This is a genomic window from Nocardiopsis exhalans, assembly GCF_024134545.1.
Lineage (GTDB): Bacteria > Actinomycetota > Actinomycetes > Streptosporangiales > Streptosporangiaceae > Nocardiopsis > Nocardiopsis exhalans.
Map to the genome: position 1 here is coordinate 2,387,069 of NZ_CP099837.1, position 15,649 is coordinate 2,402,717.

At 69.0% G+C, this 15,649-nt stretch carries 16 protein-coding genes and 1 pseudogene; 8 read left to right on the top strand and 9 right to left on the bottom strand.

Going from position 1 to position 15,649, the window contains the following annotated elements; genetic code table 11:
- Positions 1–121 precede the first annotated feature (121 nt).
- Complete coding sequence (uraH, locus tag NE857_RS10690; protein ID WP_017579622.1) at positions 122–466, bottom strand: hydroxyisourate hydrolase; 345 nt, start codon at positions 464–466, stop codon at positions 122–124.
- Positions 463–1,017, bottom strand: a complete 555-nt coding sequence (gene uraD, locus NE857_RS10695; protein WP_254420851.1) for a 2-oxo-4-hydroxy-4-carboxy-5-ureidoimidazoline decarboxylase — start codon at positions 1,015–1,017, stop codon at positions 463–465. Before uraD ends, uraH begins: the two co-directional genes overlap by 4 nt.
- Before the next feature lie 441 nt (positions 1,018–1,458).
- Between uraD and NE857_RS10700 the strand changes: the two genes are divergently transcribed.
- The 3 genes and pseudogenes from NE857_RS10700 (at position 1,459) to gcl (ending at position 5,348) form a co-directional block, all read left to right on the top strand.
- Positions 1,459–2,256 carry a hydroxypyruvate isomerase family protein gene (locus NE857_RS10700; RefSeq protein ID WP_254420852.1) on the top strand — a complete coding sequence of 266 codons (798 nt, stop codon included), beginning with the start codon at positions 1,459–1,461 and terminating at the stop codon, positions 2,254–2,256.
- A gap of 199 nt (positions 2,257–2,455) precedes the next feature.
- Positions 2,456–3,385, top strand: a pseudogene (locus NE857_RS10705) (2-hydroxy-3-oxopropionate reductase); the annotation flags it as partial.
- A gap of 247 nt (positions 3,386–3,632) precedes the next feature.
- Entirely contained in the window at positions 3,633–5,348 is a 1,716-nt protein-coding gene (gene gcl, locus NE857_RS10710; protein ID WP_254420854.1) for a glyoxylate carboligase, read from the top strand.
- 222 nt (positions 5,349–5,570) lie between these two features.
- On the opposite strand, the gene NE857_RS10715 is transcribed toward gcl, so the two are convergent.
- Positions 5,571–5,975, bottom strand: a complete 405-nt coding sequence (locus NE857_RS10715; protein WP_254420855.1) for a PIN domain nuclease — start codon at positions 5,973–5,975, stop codon at positions 5,571–5,573.
- A complete protein-coding gene (locus NE857_RS10720; RefSeq protein WP_254420856.1) occupies positions 5,972–6,187 on the bottom strand; it encodes a type II toxin-antitoxin system VapB family antitoxin in 216 nt (71 codons plus the stop codon). Before NE857_RS10720 ends, NE857_RS10715 begins: the two co-directional genes overlap by 4 nt.
- Positions 6,188–6,938: 751 nt before the next feature.
- Between NE857_RS10720 and leuA the strand changes: the two genes are divergently transcribed.
- Positions 6,939–8,639, top strand: a complete 1,701-nt coding sequence (gene leuA / locus NE857_RS10725; RefSeq protein ID WP_254420857.1) for a 2-isopropylmalate synthase — start codon at positions 6,939–6,941, stop codon at positions 8,637–8,639.
- Between the two features lie 145 nt (positions 8,640–8,784).
- Here the strand turns inward: leuA and NE857_RS10730 are convergent, their stop codons facing one another.
- The 3 genes from NE857_RS10730 to NE857_RS10740 all read right to left on the bottom strand — a co-directional run bounded on the left by NE857_RS10730 (position 8,785) and on the right by NE857_RS10740 (position 10,988).
- Complete coding sequence (locus NE857_RS10730) at positions 8,785–9,495, bottom strand: DUF2625 family protein (protein WP_254420858.1); 711 nt, start codon at positions 9,493–9,495, stop codon at positions 8,785–8,787.
- Between the two features lie 55 nt (positions 9,496–9,550).
- The gene (locus NE857_RS10735) at positions 9,551–9,994 is read right to left on the bottom strand and encodes a GNAT family N-acetyltransferase (protein WP_254420859.1); all 444 of its coding nucleotides are present in this window, start codon (positions 9,992–9,994) and stop codon (positions 9,551–9,553) included.
- A 229-nt stretch (positions 9,995–10,223) separates the two neighbouring features.
- Complete coding sequence (locus NE857_RS10740) at positions 10,224–10,988, bottom strand: CAP domain-containing protein (RefSeq protein ID WP_254420860.1); 765 nt, start codon at positions 10,986–10,988, stop codon at positions 10,224–10,226.
- A gap of 515 nt (positions 10,989–11,503) precedes the next feature.
- On the opposite strand from NE857_RS10740, the gene recO reads away from it, so the two are divergent.
- The 4 genes from recO to NE857_RS10760 all read left to right on the top strand — a co-directional run bounded on the left by recO (position 11,504) and on the right by NE857_RS10760 (position 14,862).
- Positions 11,504–12,235, top strand: a complete 732-nt coding sequence (recO, locus tag NE857_RS10745; protein WP_026116359.1) for a DNA repair protein RecO — start codon at positions 11,504–11,506, stop codon at positions 12,233–12,235.
- Positions 12,232–13,059 (top strand): isoprenyl transferase, encoded by an 828-nt coding sequence (locus tag NE857_RS10750; RefSeq protein ID WP_254420861.1) that lies wholly within the window; start codon positions 12,232–12,234, stop codon positions 13,057–13,059. The genes recO and NE857_RS10750 overlap by 4 nt, the downstream gene beginning before the upstream one ends.
- Positions 13,059–13,892, top strand: coding sequence for an SGNH/GDSL hydrolase family protein (locus NE857_RS10755; RefSeq protein ID WP_017579634.1), 834 nt, complete (start codon positions 13,059–13,061; stop codon positions 13,890–13,892). Before NE857_RS10750 ends, NE857_RS10755 begins: the two co-directional genes overlap by 1 nt.
- A gap of 127 nt (positions 13,893–14,019) precedes the next feature.
- A complete protein-coding gene (locus tag NE857_RS10760; RefSeq protein WP_254420862.1) occupies positions 14,020–14,862 on the top strand; it encodes an SGNH/GDSL hydrolase family protein in 843 nt (280 codons plus the stop codon).
- A 57-nt stretch (positions 14,863–14,919) separates the two neighbouring features.
- Here NE857_RS10760 and NE857_RS10765 read toward each other — a convergent pair whose 3' ends face one another.
- Together NE857_RS10765 and NE857_RS10770 are read right to left on the bottom strand one after the other, a co-directional pair.
- The gene (locus tag NE857_RS10765) at positions 14,920–15,279 is read right to left on the bottom strand and encodes a hypothetical protein (protein ID WP_254420863.1); all 360 of its coding nucleotides are present in this window, start codon (positions 15,277–15,279) and stop codon (positions 14,920–14,922) included.
- Positions 15,276–15,503, bottom strand: a complete 228-nt coding sequence (locus NE857_RS10770) for a hypothetical protein (RefSeq protein WP_017579637.1) — start codon at positions 15,501–15,503, stop codon at positions 15,276–15,278. Before NE857_RS10770 ends, NE857_RS10765 begins: the two co-directional genes overlap by 4 nt.
- Positions 15,504–15,649: the final 146 nt, after the last annotated feature.

Here is a 15,649-nt window from a genome sequence, read left to right on the forward strand (position 1 = left end):
GGTCATGCGGAAGGACCTGTCACGCACTCGAAGAGGTTGAGATGTTTCAGCTGGTGGTGGGGCCTTGGCTGCTCCTGGGCCGATGGGGTGGGGTACCGGGCGCTCGCTGGCTGGGGGTCGGCTACGAGCCCCGGTAGGTCGAGTAGGCGAACGGGCTCAGGAGCAGCGGCACGTGGTAGTGCTGGTCCTCCTCGGCGAGGTCGAACACGATGCTGACCTCGGGGTAGAACCCCTTCTGGCCGCTCGCCTCGAAGTAGGACCCGGTGTCGAAGACGACCCGGTAGTACCCCGCGGAGAGCTGCTCGGGCCCCAGGTCGGGCACGCGGCCGTCGCTGTTGGTCCGGCCCTCGGCGACGGTCTTCCAGGAGCTGCGACCGGGGTCGACCGCGGCCTCCAGGCGGACCGGGACGTCGCGGGCGGGCTTGCCCAGGGCGGCGTCCAGGATGTGGGTGGTCACGTGGCTCATGCTGCCTCCAGGAGTTTGACCAGGCGGAGTCCGGAGATCTTGCGGAGCTCCTCGCCGACCACGGTCAGCTCGGTGTCGCGGTCGTTGTCCAGCCGGGCGACCAGGTCCGCGAGGAGTTCGCGGCTGCTGCGGCCGCTGGCGCAGACAAGGTAGATCTGCCCGAACCTTCCCTCGTACTCACCCTGCGCGAACGTGAAGATCCGCTGAACCCGGGCGGAGGCGTCGTCGGTGTCGGCGGCGAACGCCGACTGCTCACCGCGCGACCACGCCGACTCGGTGTCCTGTCCCTTGGCCTTCTCCCCGATACGGGGGTGGCGGGCCAGGGCGGTGGCGACCTCGTCGGAGGTGATTCCGCGCGCGTGGCCGTCGGCCCGCGCGAGCAGGGTCTCGCGGTCGGAGTAGGGCGCCTCGGACGCGACGGCCTCCACCCAGCGGTCCACGTTCAGGCACTGCGCGAGTTCGGTGCGCAGGTCCTCCTTGGAGAGGGCGTTCAGACGCGCCAGACCCGGGTCGGGGGCGTCCCCCGGCTGGTCCGGGGTGGTCTCGGGCATGTGTTCTCCCGTGGCTCGGCCGGTGCTCGGGCTCCCCGCCGTGGAGGGCGGAGGACCGTCGAACCGGCCTGGGCTTTCGTAGTGCAGATAGCTGATTCCGTATTACGGATTGGAGGGACTCTAGTTGATGACAGTGTGACCTTGTCAACACTGGCAAGGGGGGATCTCGGAAAAACAGTGGAATCTGTGTCTCCGCACAAAGAAATCGCGAAGTTCCTGCGTGCTGGCGAGGCGCAGGGGGTGGTTGGGGCCGTTGTTGCCGGTTCGCGCAGACGCCGCGGCGGGGTTCGACGCGTGTCCGGCGGGGGTCTGCTGGAGGCCCGTCCGAACTTCGGTTCGACCGGGTGGTTGACAAGCGGCGGTGGTCCGCCCCACACTCAAGGCATTCCTTAAAGTGAAAACTACTTTCCGCAATACGGAAGTGGATGCCGGAGGCAACGCATGAGCCACACACTCGGGTACACGGTGAACTGCTCCCTGCTGTTCACCGAGCTCCCCGTCAACGAGCGCCCCCAGGCCGCACGCGACGCGGGTTTCCACGCCGTCGAGTTCTGGTGGCCCTTCGAGACCGCCACCCCGGAGCAGGCGGAGATCGACGCCTTCGTCACCGCCCTCGACAACGCGGGCGTGCGCCTCAGCGGCCTCAACTTCTTCGCGGGCCAGCTCCCCGGCCCCGACCGCGGCGTGCTCTCCCACCCCTCGCGCACCGCCGAGTTCCTCGCCAACACCGAGGTGGTCGCCCAGATCGCCGAACGCACCGGCACCACCGGGTTCAACGCCCTCTACGGCCTGCGCCAGGACGGAGTGGACCCGGCCGAGCAGGACCGGCTCGCGCTGGAGAACACCGTGGCCGCCGCCAACGCGGTCGCCAAGGTCGGCGGCACCGTACTCGTCGAGCCCATCAGCGGCTCCGACGACTACCCGCTCAAGACCGCCGCCGAGGGCCTGGCCTTCGTCGCCAAGGTCAGGGAGGCCGGGGCCGAGAACGTCGCGCTCCTCGCCGACTTCTTCCACCTGGCCGTCAACGGCGACGACGTCGCCGCCGTGGTCCGCGATCACGCGGCCGAGTTCGGGCACATCCAGATCGCCGACGCCCCCGGCCGCGGCGAGCCCGGCACCGGCGAACTGCCCATCGACGAACTCCTCACCGCGGCCCAGGCCGGCGGCTACCGGGGCCTGGTCGGCCTGGAGTACAAGCCGACCGTCCCCAGTGCGCAGAGCTTCGGCTGGCTGAGCTGACCCCACGGGTCACAGCGGCCCGGCCGAGTCGCGGAGCAGCGCATCGCGTCGCACCGATGCGCGGTGCACCGCGCCGCACGGAAGGCCCAGCACACCGCGACTCACCGGGCCGCGCACACCAGCCGCACCCCGTGGCAGCCACAGCAACAACAGAGCCACAGCAACAACAGCAACAACACGCAGTACTGCGACCACACGCAGTACAGCCACACAGTCACACAGTTGGAAAGGGGCCGACATGGCCGCCAAGAAGATCGCTTTCATCGGTCTGGGCATCATGGGCCTGCCCATGGCCACCCATCTCGTCAACGCCGGCTACACCGTCACCGGTGTCAACAAGGGCCGCGAGGCCGAGGACACCCTGGTCGCCAAGGGCGGCCTGCGCGGCGGGAGTATCGCCGAGGCGGTCGCCGACGCCGACATCGTCATCACGATGGTTCCGGACTCCCCGGACGTCGACCTGGTCCTGCGCGGGGAGGGCGGTGTCTTCGACAACGCCAAGCCCGGCACCCTCGTCATCGACATGAGCACCATCCGCCCCGACGTCTCCCGCGAGCTCGCCGCGGTCGGCACCGAGCGCGGCTTCCGCGTCCTGGACGCCCCGGTCAGTGGTGGCCAGGCCGGTGCGGTCGAGGCCAAGCTGTCCATCATGGTCGGCGGTGCGCAGGAGGACTTCGAGGCCGCGCGCCCGGTCTTCGACGTCCTGGGCACCACCCCGGTCCTGGTCGGTCCGAGCGGTTCCGGTCAGACCGTCAAGGCCGCCAACCAGCTCATCGTGGCAGGCAACATCCAGCTCCTCGCCGAGGCCCTCGTCTTCCTCGAGGCGCACAACGTGGACACCGAGGCGGGCCTTGAGGTCCTGGGCGGCGGGCTCGCGGGCAGTACCGTGCTCCAGCGCAAGGGCAAGGCCATGCGCGAGCGCGACTTCGCGCCCGGCTTCCGCATCGCCCTGCACGACAAGGACATGCGCATCATCACCGACTCCGCGACCGCCGCCGGTGTGGCGATCCCGCTGGGTTCGCAGGTGGCGCAGTACGTGGCCGCTCTCAAGAACCAGGGGCACGGCGGTCTCGACCACTCCGCGCTGCTCAAGATCGTCCTGGAGCTCTCCGGCCGCGAGGCCGACTAGCCGGGAGGCCGTGGCCGGACCCCGGCCGCACCGCAGTACCCGCAGCAGAGCAACACCAGCGGTTTCCCCAGCCACAGCAGTCCGTATGACCGGGACGTCGCGTCGTCCCCGGGTGGTGGCCCACCCGGGAGGCGGACGAGCGCGCCGCCCCACCCCTAGCACTCATCTCTGGATGGCCGGGGGACGTCCGCCCAGCCAGGACGCCCCCCGGCACCCCAGCCACCCCAGCACTGAAGGGTTCGCTCCCATGGCGAAAATGCCCGCGATGAACGCCGTCGTGGAGGTTCTCAAGGACGAGGGCGTCGACACCGCCTTCGGCTGCCCCGGCGCCGCGATCCTCCCCCTCTACAAGGCGATGGAGGACGTCGGCGGCATCGAGCACCTGACCGTCCGCCACGAGGAGGGCGCCACCCACATGGCCGACGGCTGGTCGCGTACGACCGGCAAGGTCGGCGTGGCCATCGGCACCTCCGGTCCCGCCGGAACCAACATGATCACCGGCTTGTACACCGCCATCGCGGACTCGGTCCCGATCGTGTGCATCACCGGCCAGCAGCGCACCGACCTGCTGGACAAGGAGGGCTTCCAGGCGGTCGACATCGTCGAGATCGCCAAGCCCGTCACCAAGTGGGCCGTGCAGATCAAGGAGGCGGCCACCGCCCCGTGGATCTTCCGCGAGGCCTTCCGGATCGCCCAGGAGGGTCGTCCCGGCCCGGTCCTGATCGACATCCCGGTGGACGTCGCCCAGAAGATCATCGACTACGACCCCGAGCTGGACGCCGCGCTCAAGATCAACACGGTCGAGCCGCACCTGACCCGGGTCGAGAAGGCCCTGGACCTGCTGCTGGCGGCCGAACGCCCGCTCATCCTCGCCGGCGGCGGCGTGATCCTGGCCGAGGCCTCCGACGACCTGCGCGAGCTGGCCGACTACCTCCAGGTCCCGGTCCAGGTCACCCTCATGGGCAAGGGCTCCTTCGACGAGGACTCGCCCCTGTACTCCGGCATGACCGGCGTCCAGACCTCCCAGCGCTACGGCAACGCCTCCTTCCTGGAGTCGGACCTGGTCCTGGCCGTGGGTGCGCGCTTCGCCGACCGCCACACCGGCCAGATCGACGTCTACCGCGGTGAGCGCAAGTTCATCCACGTGGACATCGAGGCCACCCAGATCGGCCGGGTCTTCGAGCCCGACCTGGGCGTGGTCTCCGACGCCAAGCTGTTCGTCCAGGAGCTGCTGGCCGCCGCCAAGCGCCGCAAGGCCACGGCGAAGGTCGGCGCGTGGATCGAACGCGTCAACGAGCTCAAGTCCACCCTGACCCGCCGCGAGGACTTCGACACCGTTCCCGTGAAGGCGCCCCGCGTCTACAAGGAGATCAACGAGGTCTTCGACGAGGACACCTACTTCGTCACCGCCATCGGCCTCTACCAGATCTGGGGCGGCCAGCACCAGAAGGCGTACAAGCCGCGCCACTACCAGATCTGCGGCCAGGCGGGCCCGCTCGGCTGGGAGATCCCGGCGGCCATCGGCGTCAAGAAGGCGCTGAAGAACACCGAGCCGGACGCCGAGGTGGTCGGCATCGTCGGCGACTACGGCTTCCAGTACATGGTCGAGGAGCTGGCGGTCGCGGCGCAGTACAACGTGCCGTACGTGATCATCATGCTCAACAACGAGTACCTGGGCCTGATCCGCCAGGCGTCGATCCCGTTCGACATGAACTACCAGGTGGACATCCACTACGACGAGTACGGCACCGACAGCGTGAAGCTGATGGAGGCCTACGGCTGTTCCGGCCGCCGCGTCTGGGAGCCCTCGGAGATCCGGGAGTCCCTGGAGTGGGCGCGCAAGCAGGCGCAGACCACCTCCCGCCCGGTGCTCGTCGAGATCATGATCGAGCGCGAGGCCAACACCCCGCACGGCCCGGCGATCAACGCGGTGAAGGAGTTCGAGCCGGTCCCCGGCGAGTAACCCGCGCGGTTCTCCGCGAAGCCCGGTGAGTTCATCGGGTCCGGGCGCGTCATCGGGGCCCGGACCCGCCACAGACGGCCACGGGGTCGGACCTGCACCCCGACCCCGTGGCTCAGGCCCCCTCCGCGACCGGCAGGAGGGGGCCTCCACCAACCCCGAGGGGCGGTAACGTTCTTCGCTGGCTCAGTGCCGCCCCTCGGTTTCTCGCGCTCCAGCACGGATTCAGATCCGGCGGACCTTCTGCCCGGTGATGCGGGCGATCGTCTCGAAGTCGTTGTCATCGTGTAGCAGAGTGAGTCCGTGCATCTCGGCGCAGGCGGCAACCAACAGGTCTACCGGGCCCGCGCTGCGGTGCTCGCCTCTGGCAGTGAGGAGACGCTGGACTTCCCAGGCGCGGGCGAAGTGTTCCTCACCCAGGCCAACCGGAAGCAGCATGCGGTTGAGCAGGTGAACCATCTGCTCTCGGTGTCTGTCGGAGCGCGCGCTGTAGAGGAACTCGAGTTCGGTGATGGGACAGACCGCCACTGTGCCGTGGATGAGGGCGTGGTCCCATTCCTCGTTTCCTTCAGGGTTGCTGTAGATCCGGGCGAGTGCGCTGGTGTCCACTAGGTAGACGGCTGGGCTCACCGGCGGTACTCCCGCTTGTCATCCAGCACCTCGAGGTCCACGCCGCCTTCGGTCACGAGTTCACGCATCTCAGCCAGGGCAGCGGCTCTGTCCAGTCTGCGCACGGTTTCCTGGAGGGCGGTGTTGACCGTGTCCTTCTTGGTCTTGGTACCGAGGATTTCAGAAGCCCGGGCCAGAGCCTCGTCGTCGATGTCGATCAGGACCTTGCTCATCGCAGAACCTCCTTGTATATACGGATGCTCTTGAAGTATATGCAAACAAGTGTCCTGACGGGCGGCCCGAGGTGAGCGCTGTACTTGCATGGCAACCACGGAGGCGATCATCTCGGCACTCAGGCTCCCGGTGGAGATCGAGCGGCTACTCGGACGCCCGCCCCGCACGCCGCGCGCGTGTCGGGGTGGAACGCCTGGCATTGGCGCGGGCACGACTGGGCCTGATGGCCTGACGGTCCCAAGCGCCAGATGACAGCGGGTGCGTAGGTAGCGGACAAGAGAAACGCCCGCCCCCTGGCTCCGGGGGCGGGCGTTGGAAAGGATCTCCGTCGGCGGTACCGGCTCTGCGGCGGTAGGGCTTACCTGCCTGCCGAGGCCTCGGGTGTTGGCCGCACCCTGGGTCCCGCCGACGGAATCCGTATGACCCCCCTAGCACTGAAGGGTTCGCCTCCAGGGTAACCGCTCCCGGCTGTATCTTGAAGTCGAGGTACCTGTTTTGAACGATCATCTAAAATCCGCAGGAAGCGTGCGAATCGCCGCAGTTCAGCGAGGGGTGTCCCATCATGTGGACAGCGGGTACCGAATTCCGTCACCGGTCTGCTAGCGTAACGATCGTTATGCTGCGCGAGCTCCTCCTTCTTAGTGGCCGCGGCGGGGATCGTTAAAAGGTCGGCCCCTCGCCGCGGGACTTCGGCTTGCCGTGTCGACCACGACATCACGCGCCACACTTTTCCCGAGGAGCCACACCGTTATGGTGCCGCAGCAGAAGCCCAGCCCCATGCCGTTCCACCGTTACGAGCCCTTCGCTCCGGTGGACCTGCCGGACCGTACCTGGCCCACGAAGACCATCACCGAAGCGCCCCGCTGGCTGTCCACCGACCTGCGTGACGGCAACCAGGCACTGATCGAGCCGATGGACTCCGCGCGCAAGCACGAGATCTTCCAGCTGCTGGTCAAGATGGGCTACAAGGAGATCGAGGTCGGCTTCCCCTCCGCCAGCCAGACCGACTTCGACTTCGTCCGGTCGCTGATCGAGGACGACCTGATCCCCGACGACGTACAGATCTCCGTACTGACCCAGGCGCGCGAGGACCTGATCGAGCGCACCGTGCAGAGCCTGGTCGGCGCCAAGCGCTCCACCGTGCACCTGTACAACGCCACCGCGCCCACCTTCCGCCGTGTCGTCTTCCGGGTCGACCGCGAGGCCTGCAAGAACATCGCGGTCGAGGGCACCCGCCACGTGATGCGCTTCGCCGAGCAGTACCTGGGTGACACCGAGTACTTCGGCTACGAGTACTCGCCGGAGATCTTCGTCGACACCGAGCTGGACTTCGCCCTGGAGGTCTGCGAGGCCGTCATGGACGTCTGGCAGCCCGGCCCGGGCCGCGAGATCATCCTGAACCTGCCCGCCACCGTCGAGCGCTCCACGCCCAACGTCTACGCCGACCAGATCGAGTGGATGAGCCGCAACCTGTCGCGGCGCGAGCACGTGGTCCTGTCCGTGCACCCGCACAACGACCGCGGCACCGGGGTGGCCTCCGCCGAACTGGCCGTCATGGGCGGTGCCGACCGCGTCGAGGGCTGCCTGTTCGGCCACGGCGAGCGCACCGGCAACGTCTGCCTCATCACCCTGGGCATGAACCTGTTCAGCCAGGGCGTGGACCCCAAGATCGACTTCTCCGACATCGACGAGATCCGCCGCACGGTCGAGCACTGCACCCAGCTGCCGGTCGCACCCCGCCACCCCTACGGCGGCGACCTGGTCTACACGGCCTTCTCCGGCTCCCACCAGGACGCCATCAAGAAGGGCTTCACCGACCTGGACGCCCGAGCCGAAGAAGCGGGCAAGGCCGTCGAGGACTACCCGTGGGACGTCCCGTACCTGCCCATCGACCCCAAGGACGTGGGCCGCAACTACGAGGCGGTCATCCGGGTCAACAGCCAGTCCGGCAAGGGCGGCGTCTCCTACATCATGCAGCGCGACCACTCGCTGGACCTGCCGCGCCGCCTGCAGATCGAGTTCTCCCAGGTCATCCAGGGCCACATGGACACCGATGGCGGCGAGTTCCAGGCCGAGAAGATCTGGGACGTCTTCTCCGACACCTACCTGGCCGAGGCCGGTCCGGTCGCGGTTCTGGCGCACCGCTCCAGCACCGCCGAGGACGGCACCTACACGATCGAGGCCGACGCCCGCGTCAACGGTGAGATCCGCGAGCTGAAGGGCACCGGCAACGGCCCCATCTCGGCCTTCGGTGACGCCCTGGCCGACGTGGACGTCAAGGTCCGGGTCATCGACTACGTGGAGCACTCCATGGGCGAGGACGGCAACGCCCGTGCCGCCGCCTACGTGGAGGCCGAGATCGACGGTAAGACGGTGTGGGGCGTGGGAATCCACAGCAGCATCACCACGGCCTCGCTGAAGGCCATGTGCAGCGCTATCGGCCGCGCCTGACCCGCACCACCTGAACCACACACCCGAATCGCGGCGATTGGCCCGCCGCGACCGGCTGCCCCTGGCACCGAACGAACGGGGCCCGCGACCACGGCTGGAGATCCAGCCCGCGTCGCGGGCCCCGTCCCGTGTGCCGGACGGACACTCAGAAGGAACCCAGCGGCCCCGGGGCGGGAAGACCCAGGGACGAGCAGAACTCCAGGTTCGCTCCGACCAGCTCGGCCACCGGAGCGGGTGTCCGGGTGGTCGCGGCCAGGTCCGACTGAGCTTCGGCTGACCACAGGAACGGGTACACCGTGACACCCGTCGACGGGGGCAGGTTCGCGGTCTCCGCTCGCCAGCCCGGCCAGCGCAGGCCCTCGTAGAACTCGGTCAGGTGGCCCGCCAACAGCCGCTCCCACCACCCTGAGCAGCCGGTGCCGAGGGGTTCCCACTCCAGGCTGTCCGGTGCGAAGTAGACCATCTCGCCAGGGGCTCCCGGCCAGCCCAGGGCCTCGGTCTCCGGCCCGTTGAGGGCGAAGACCCCGCCGATCACGTCGTGCGCCACCACCAGCCGCGCCGGGCGCACGTCCCCGATCTCGCCGGTCATGCCGTTGACCCGGTCCAGCCCGGGCAGGTCGGCGCAACCGCCGCCGTGCACCCGCAGCCAACCGCCGTCCACCAGGATCCCGCTGGACTCCAAGGCGACCGCGCCGAGGAAGGACCCCGCACCCACCTGGACCCGCAGCAGGCATCGTCCCGGGTGTTCAGGATCTGGCGGCAGCACCCGCACATCAAGGGGGCCGGCCTCGAACATCCGGCTCAGCTCCGGCCATGCGCGGTGCTGGACGTCGACGAGTTCGCTCAGTTCTCGCATGAGCGCATCCTTCCACCCCCGGGTGACGCCGTGGACCGGAGCCAGAGGCAGGGGATCACAGGTACAGGTAGAACCCGCCGCCCTTCCACTGCGAGAAGCCGCAGGAGCGGTAGAAAGTGTGCACGTAGGCGTCCTCGGCGGCGAGGAACTGGATCTTGTAGCAGCCCTCCCGCTCGGCGGTCCACCGCACCTCGGTCATGAGCAGGCGGCCCACACCCCGGCGGCGGTGGGACTCGGACACGATCAGGTTCTCCATGACCAGGCGCGGTCGACCGCCCCGGCTCAGGTTCGGCATGACCACGCAGTCCACAGTGCCCAACAGATCACCCGAGTGGTCCTGCGCAACCAGCATGGATCTGCCGCTCTGCGCCTCGATCTCCGCCCAGATCCGGGCGGACCGAGCCGCTGACAGCACGGGGTCCTCCGGGTACATCTCGCCGAGGAGTCGCAGGACGTGGGGTAGGTCGGTGCCGGTCGCGGGCCGGATCTCGATGCTCACCCGAAGCACTCTAGCCATCCGTTCTGTGGCGCTGGTCACCCGGCTGGCGGTTCCTTCTCGACCTGCTCCTGGCAATCACCGGCACACTCTCCTCGCCCCTTCGGGGCTGGGCGGTTCGTACCGGAGATGCTCGGTCCGCCCGCCCGGCATGACGAGAGCGGGCCGCACCCCCGTCGGGGATGCGGTCCGCTCTCGCTGTTCCTCCGGTGTCCCTGCCAGCCTGTGCTGACTACTCCCAGCCGAACTTCTGGGTCCAGGCGAAGTTGGCCTCGCCGACACCGATGGCGACCAGGCCGCAGTTGAGGATGTTGGCCCGGTGACCGGGGCTGTTCATCCACGCGTCCATGACCTGGTCGGCGGTGCGCTGACCCTTCGCGACGTTCTCGGCGCCCCAGGAGTCGTACCCGTGCCTGCTCGCACGATCGCCCGGGCCCTCGCCGTCGGGGCTCTCGTGCGCCATGTAGTTACGGGCGTCCATGTCCTCGCTGTGCTCTTGGGCGGCAGCCGTCAGCCGGTCGTCCACGCGCAGCGGGCCGCAGCCGTTCGCGGCGCGCTCGCTGTTGACCAGGGTCACCACGGCCGAGGCGCTGGGACCGCCGGCGGCCTGGTTGCCGCCGCCACCGCCCCCGTTGCCGCCGCCACCGTTCCCACCACCGGAGCCGTTGCCTCCGCCTCCGCTGCCGCCATCGCCGCGGTTGCCCGCGTCCTCCTCGGCCCCGGAGTCTTCGGAGCCCTCGGTGGACGAGGAAGCGGTGACCGCGGTGCTCTGCGGGCCGTTGTCCCCCTGGGGTTCGGCGGCTTCGGGCGCGTCGGTGGGCGGCTCGAAGAAGTCGTCGTCGGCGGCCGTGTCGGGAGCGTTGGAGTCGTCGCTGATCGCGCCGCCCACCTCGCCGACACCAGCGGCGGTCGTGCCGTCCGCGGGGTCCGCCTCGTTACCGACTCCGGAGAGCACCAGGGCCCCGGCCAGGGTCAGGCCCACCGGGATCGCGGCCATCGCGGCGACCAGCGGGACCTTCCTGGCCTTCTTGCCCTTCCTACGTGGTTCCTCGTGGTCCGAGCGCTGTTCGCGAGCGCTGTTCGCGAGCGCTCATTCTGCGCCTGCCTCGGCGACCTCGCGCCATATCGCTCTGCCTTCCGTGCCGGGTGGGGAATAGTTCGGGCACCCCTGCGGGGTGGTCGGGGACCTCGGCTCCCGACGGGGTTCCGCCGCCGGGGTGGGTCTTCCCCGGGTCGGGTCTTCCCGTGCCCATGGCCACGTGAGAAATCAGTGGCTTCGTGTGGATCGGGCCAGGTTTACGGTCTCGGTCGTCAAAGCCGCGGGGGAGGGGCGGCGGGACCGAAACCATCAGGCCCTAGCGCGTGAGAGTAGAGCAAATATCCGAAAAAGGGAATCCAAACCGTAATAAACCAGTTCAGGGTGGTGCGCGTCGTCGGGACACCGGGAAACCCGCGTCGGTGGTCCGTACCGGACCGCACGGGACGGTCGGTGCCATCCGCGACAATGGGACCGTGAGTCTCTACCGCGACGAAGGCGTAGTCCTGCGCAACCAGAAGCTGGGCGAGGCCGACCGCATCGTCACCCTCCTGACCCGCCGCACCGGGCTGGTGCGCGCCGTCGGCAAGGGCGTGCGCCGCACCAAGTCGCGCTTCGGCGCCCGGCTGGAGCCGTGCACCCACGTCGACCTCCAGCTGCACACCGGCCGGACCCTGGACGTCATCACCCAGGCCGAGACCGTGCGCTCCTACGGGGCCGCGGTCGTGTCCGACTACGCCCGCTACACCGCCGCCACCGCGATGCTGGAGACCGCCGAGAAGATCGTCGCCGTGGAGAAGGACCCGGCCCTACGCCAGTTCCTCCTGCTCATCGGCGCCCTGCGTACCCTGGGAGAGGGAAGCCACGACTCCCGGCTGGTCCTGGACGCCTACCTCCTCCGGTCCCTGTCCGTGGCCGGGTACGCCCCGGCCCTGACCGAGTGCGCCCGCTGCGGCAGCCGGGGGGAGCACCGTGCGTTCGCGGTCCACGCCGGCGGTATGGTCTGCTCGGTGTGCCGTCCCCACGGTTCCACGCACCCCTCACCGGACACGCTCCGACTCATGTCGGCGCTGCTCGGGGGCGACTGGGACAGCGCGGACGCCAGCGACGGCAAGTACCGCTCCGAGTGCAGCGGGCTGGTCGCGGCCTACCTACAGTGGCACCTGGAAAACGGAATCCGATCACTGCGCCATGTGGAGCGTTCTTGAGTCTGTTCAGCTTCGACAACGGTAAGCGGCGCGAGCGGGACTACACCCCGCCCGTCCCGCACCCCAGCGGGGCCCGGCCCCCGCGGCTCCCCGCCGACCTGGTGCCCCGCCACGTGGCCGTGGTCATGGACGGCAACGGCCGTTGGGCGAAGGAACGCGGCCTGCCGCGCACCGAGGGCCACAAGGCCGGCGAGTCCTCGCTCTTCGACGTGATCGAGGGCGCCCTGGAGATGGGCGTCCCCCATCTGTCGGCCTACGCCTTCTCCACCGAGAACTGGAAGCGCTCGCCCGACGAGGTGCGCTTCCTCCTCGGTTTCAACCGCGACACCATCCGCAACCGCCGAGACGAGCTGCACGCCCGCGGCGTGCGCGTCAAGTGGGCCGGACGCTCCGGGATGCTCTGGAAGAGCGTCATCAAGGAGCTCAAGGACGCGGAGGAGATGACCAAGGACAACACCGGGCTCACCCTCCAGTTCTGTGTGAACTACGGCGGACAGGCCGAGATCGTGGACGCCGCGCGCGAGCTGGCCAGGCAGGCCGCCGCCGGGCAGATCTCCCCGGAGAAGATCACCGAGGACACCCTCTCCCAGCACCTGTACGCCCCGGACGTCCCGCCGGTGGACCTGTTCGTGCGCTCCTCGGGTGAGCAGCGGCTGTCCAACTTCCTTCTCTGGCAGTCCGCCTACGCCGAGTTCGTCTTCCTGGAGACGCTCTGGCCCGACTTCGACCGCCGCGACCTGTGGCGAGCCTGTGAGATGTACGCGAGCCGGGACCGCCGCTACGGCGGGGCAGTACCCAACCCGGTGGAGGAGGAGAAGAAGTGATGGCCGAAGGCAACGGCTCGCAGAAGGCCGCGGACTCCACGGGGTCGGAGTCCCCGCTGATCAGGCCCGGGATGACGCTCGCCTCGCTCGGTGACAGCTTCACCGAGGGCGTGGGCGACCCCTACCCGGACGGCGGCGGTGTCTTCCGCGGCTGGGCGGACCGGCTGGCCGAGCACCTGGCCGACCACACGGGCGGGATCGAGTACGCCAACCTCGCCGTGCGCGGCAAGCTCATCCGCCAGATCGTCACCGACCAGGTCCCGCCCGCCCTGGAGATGGCTCCGGACCTGGTCACCCTGTGCGCGGGCGGCAACGACCTGCTGCGCCCCGCCGGCGACCCCGAGCGCCTGGCCAAGATCCTGGACCACACGGTGGGTCGCCTGCGCGCCAAGGGCAGTCAGGTCGTGCTCTTCACCGGCGTGAACGTGGCCACGGGCTACATGCGCGGCACCATCGGCCTGTTCGCGCGCTACTACATGAACGTGCGCGCGATCGCCGACAAGCACGACTGCTTCCTGGTCGACCAGTGGTCCATGGACGTGCTCACGGACTCCCGTGCCTGGGACGAGGACCGGTTGCACATGTCCCCGGAGGGCCACCGACGCCTCGCCCTGCGCGTGGCCGAGGTCCTGGGCGTGCCCACCGAGGAGCGCTGGGACGCGCCCTGGCCCGAGGCGGACCCGGTCAGCTGGACCGAGGCGCGCCGGGACGACCTGCACTGGGTCAAGGAGTCCCTGGGGCCGTGGATCGGGCGCAGGCTCACCGGTAAGTCCTCGGGTGACACGGTGACCGCCAAGCGCCCCGAGCTCACCCCGCTCACCAAGGACCGCTGACGCCGCAGCCGCGTCTGGCGCGAGGTTTCCGGGCACACCGCCCATGGTGTGAGCTCAACCCCAAAAAGCGACAAACCATCTACCTACTGTCGCGTAACCAGGGCCTTGAGTAGCATCATCGAACACCATGAGCGGTGTGCCGACCGGATCTCCCGGTGACCTGAAAAGCAAGGACATTCTGTCCTACGTCGCCCTCGGGGACAGCTTCACCGAGGGCATGAGCGACCACTACCCGGACAGCGACAGCGTGCCCAACGGCCGCTATCGAGGCTGGGCCGACCGCGTGGCGGAACACCTCGCCGACCACGTGCCCGAGGTCCGCTACGCCAACCTCGCCATCCGCGGGCGCCTCATCGCGCAGATCCGCGACGAGCAGGTGCCGCGTGCGGTCGAGATGAAGCCCGACCTCATCACCGTCTGCGCGGGCGGCAACGACATCATCCGCCCGGGCAGCGACCCCGACCAGGTCGTCGAGATCTTCGAGTCGATGATCGCCGACCTGCGCGCCACCGGAGCCCGGGTGCTCATCTTCACCGGCTTCGACACCAACTGGCAGCCGGTCATGCGCCACCTGCGCGGCAAGATCGCCACCTACAACATGCACATGCGCGCCGTCGCCGACAAGTACGGCTGCGACGTCGTCGACGTGTGGAGCATGAAGATCTTCTCGGACGCGCACGCCTGGAACTGGGACCGCCTCCACCTGTCTTCGGAGGGCCACCGGCGCCTGGCCCTGCGCGTGTGCGAGGTCCTGGACATCCCGGTCGACGGCGACTGGAACGAGCCCTGGCCGCCCCCCGCGCCCCGCGACTGGCGCGCCGCCCGCCAGGAGGACCTGCACTGGGCCCGCGAGTTCCTCGTCCCGTGGATCCACCGCCGCCTCACCGGCCGTTCCTCGGGCGACGGCGTCCACGCCAAACGCCCCACCCTGGAACGCTGCGACCCGCCGCAGAGCCGGGATCACCACTGACCACGCCGTGCGGCCCTCGACACCGGGGGCCGCACACGTGTGTGGGGCCGGGCCTACTCAGCCGGTCGGGGTCAGGTTCTGGGTGGTGGCCATGTTGACCTTGCTCGGCAGAGGGCTGACCGGCCAGTTGCGTGTGGAACCGCCCGCCGCGTGGATCGCCGTGCGGACGAGGTCCAGGCCCCGGCCCAGCACCCGGGTCGGATCCGTCTCGTCCAGGAGCAGGATCTCCACGGTGATGCTCCGCTCGGCGGCGTCGGTGCTCACGGTGGAGTCGGTGAAGTCGGAGTTCAGCCTCTCGAGTTCGAGCAGTTCGCGCATCACGGCCTCGCCGTGGGCGTGGAACATCTCCGGGGTGGTCGCGGGCGCCGCGGCCAGTTGGAACTGGAGGGAGAGCTGGGTGGCCTTCCTCGCGCTCACACGTCCTCCTTCTGCTCGGGCCGGCACACTCGTCTGACGAAGCGTACGGTCTGATTCCAGTAGTTCGGGTTGGCGGGTGTCAGGTGCACCTGTCTCTGGTGGTTACCGCACGGGCACTTGATCGTGTAGTAGGTGGGCGGATTCTCGATCCGCCATCCGAGGTCCGAGATCTGCCGGAGCGCCTCCTCGCCCTCCTTCCTCGGATGCTTCCTCCAGTAACCCAACGGGAATCCTTCCCAGATTCGCTCATCGGCGGCGGTTCTGTCGAGAGTGACTGTGCGCACCCTAGCCGTCGTGTGCGGAGAAACGGGACGGGCCGCCGGAAAAGGACGGAGGACCCCGCCGACGGCGGGGTCCTCCGGGCGTGCGT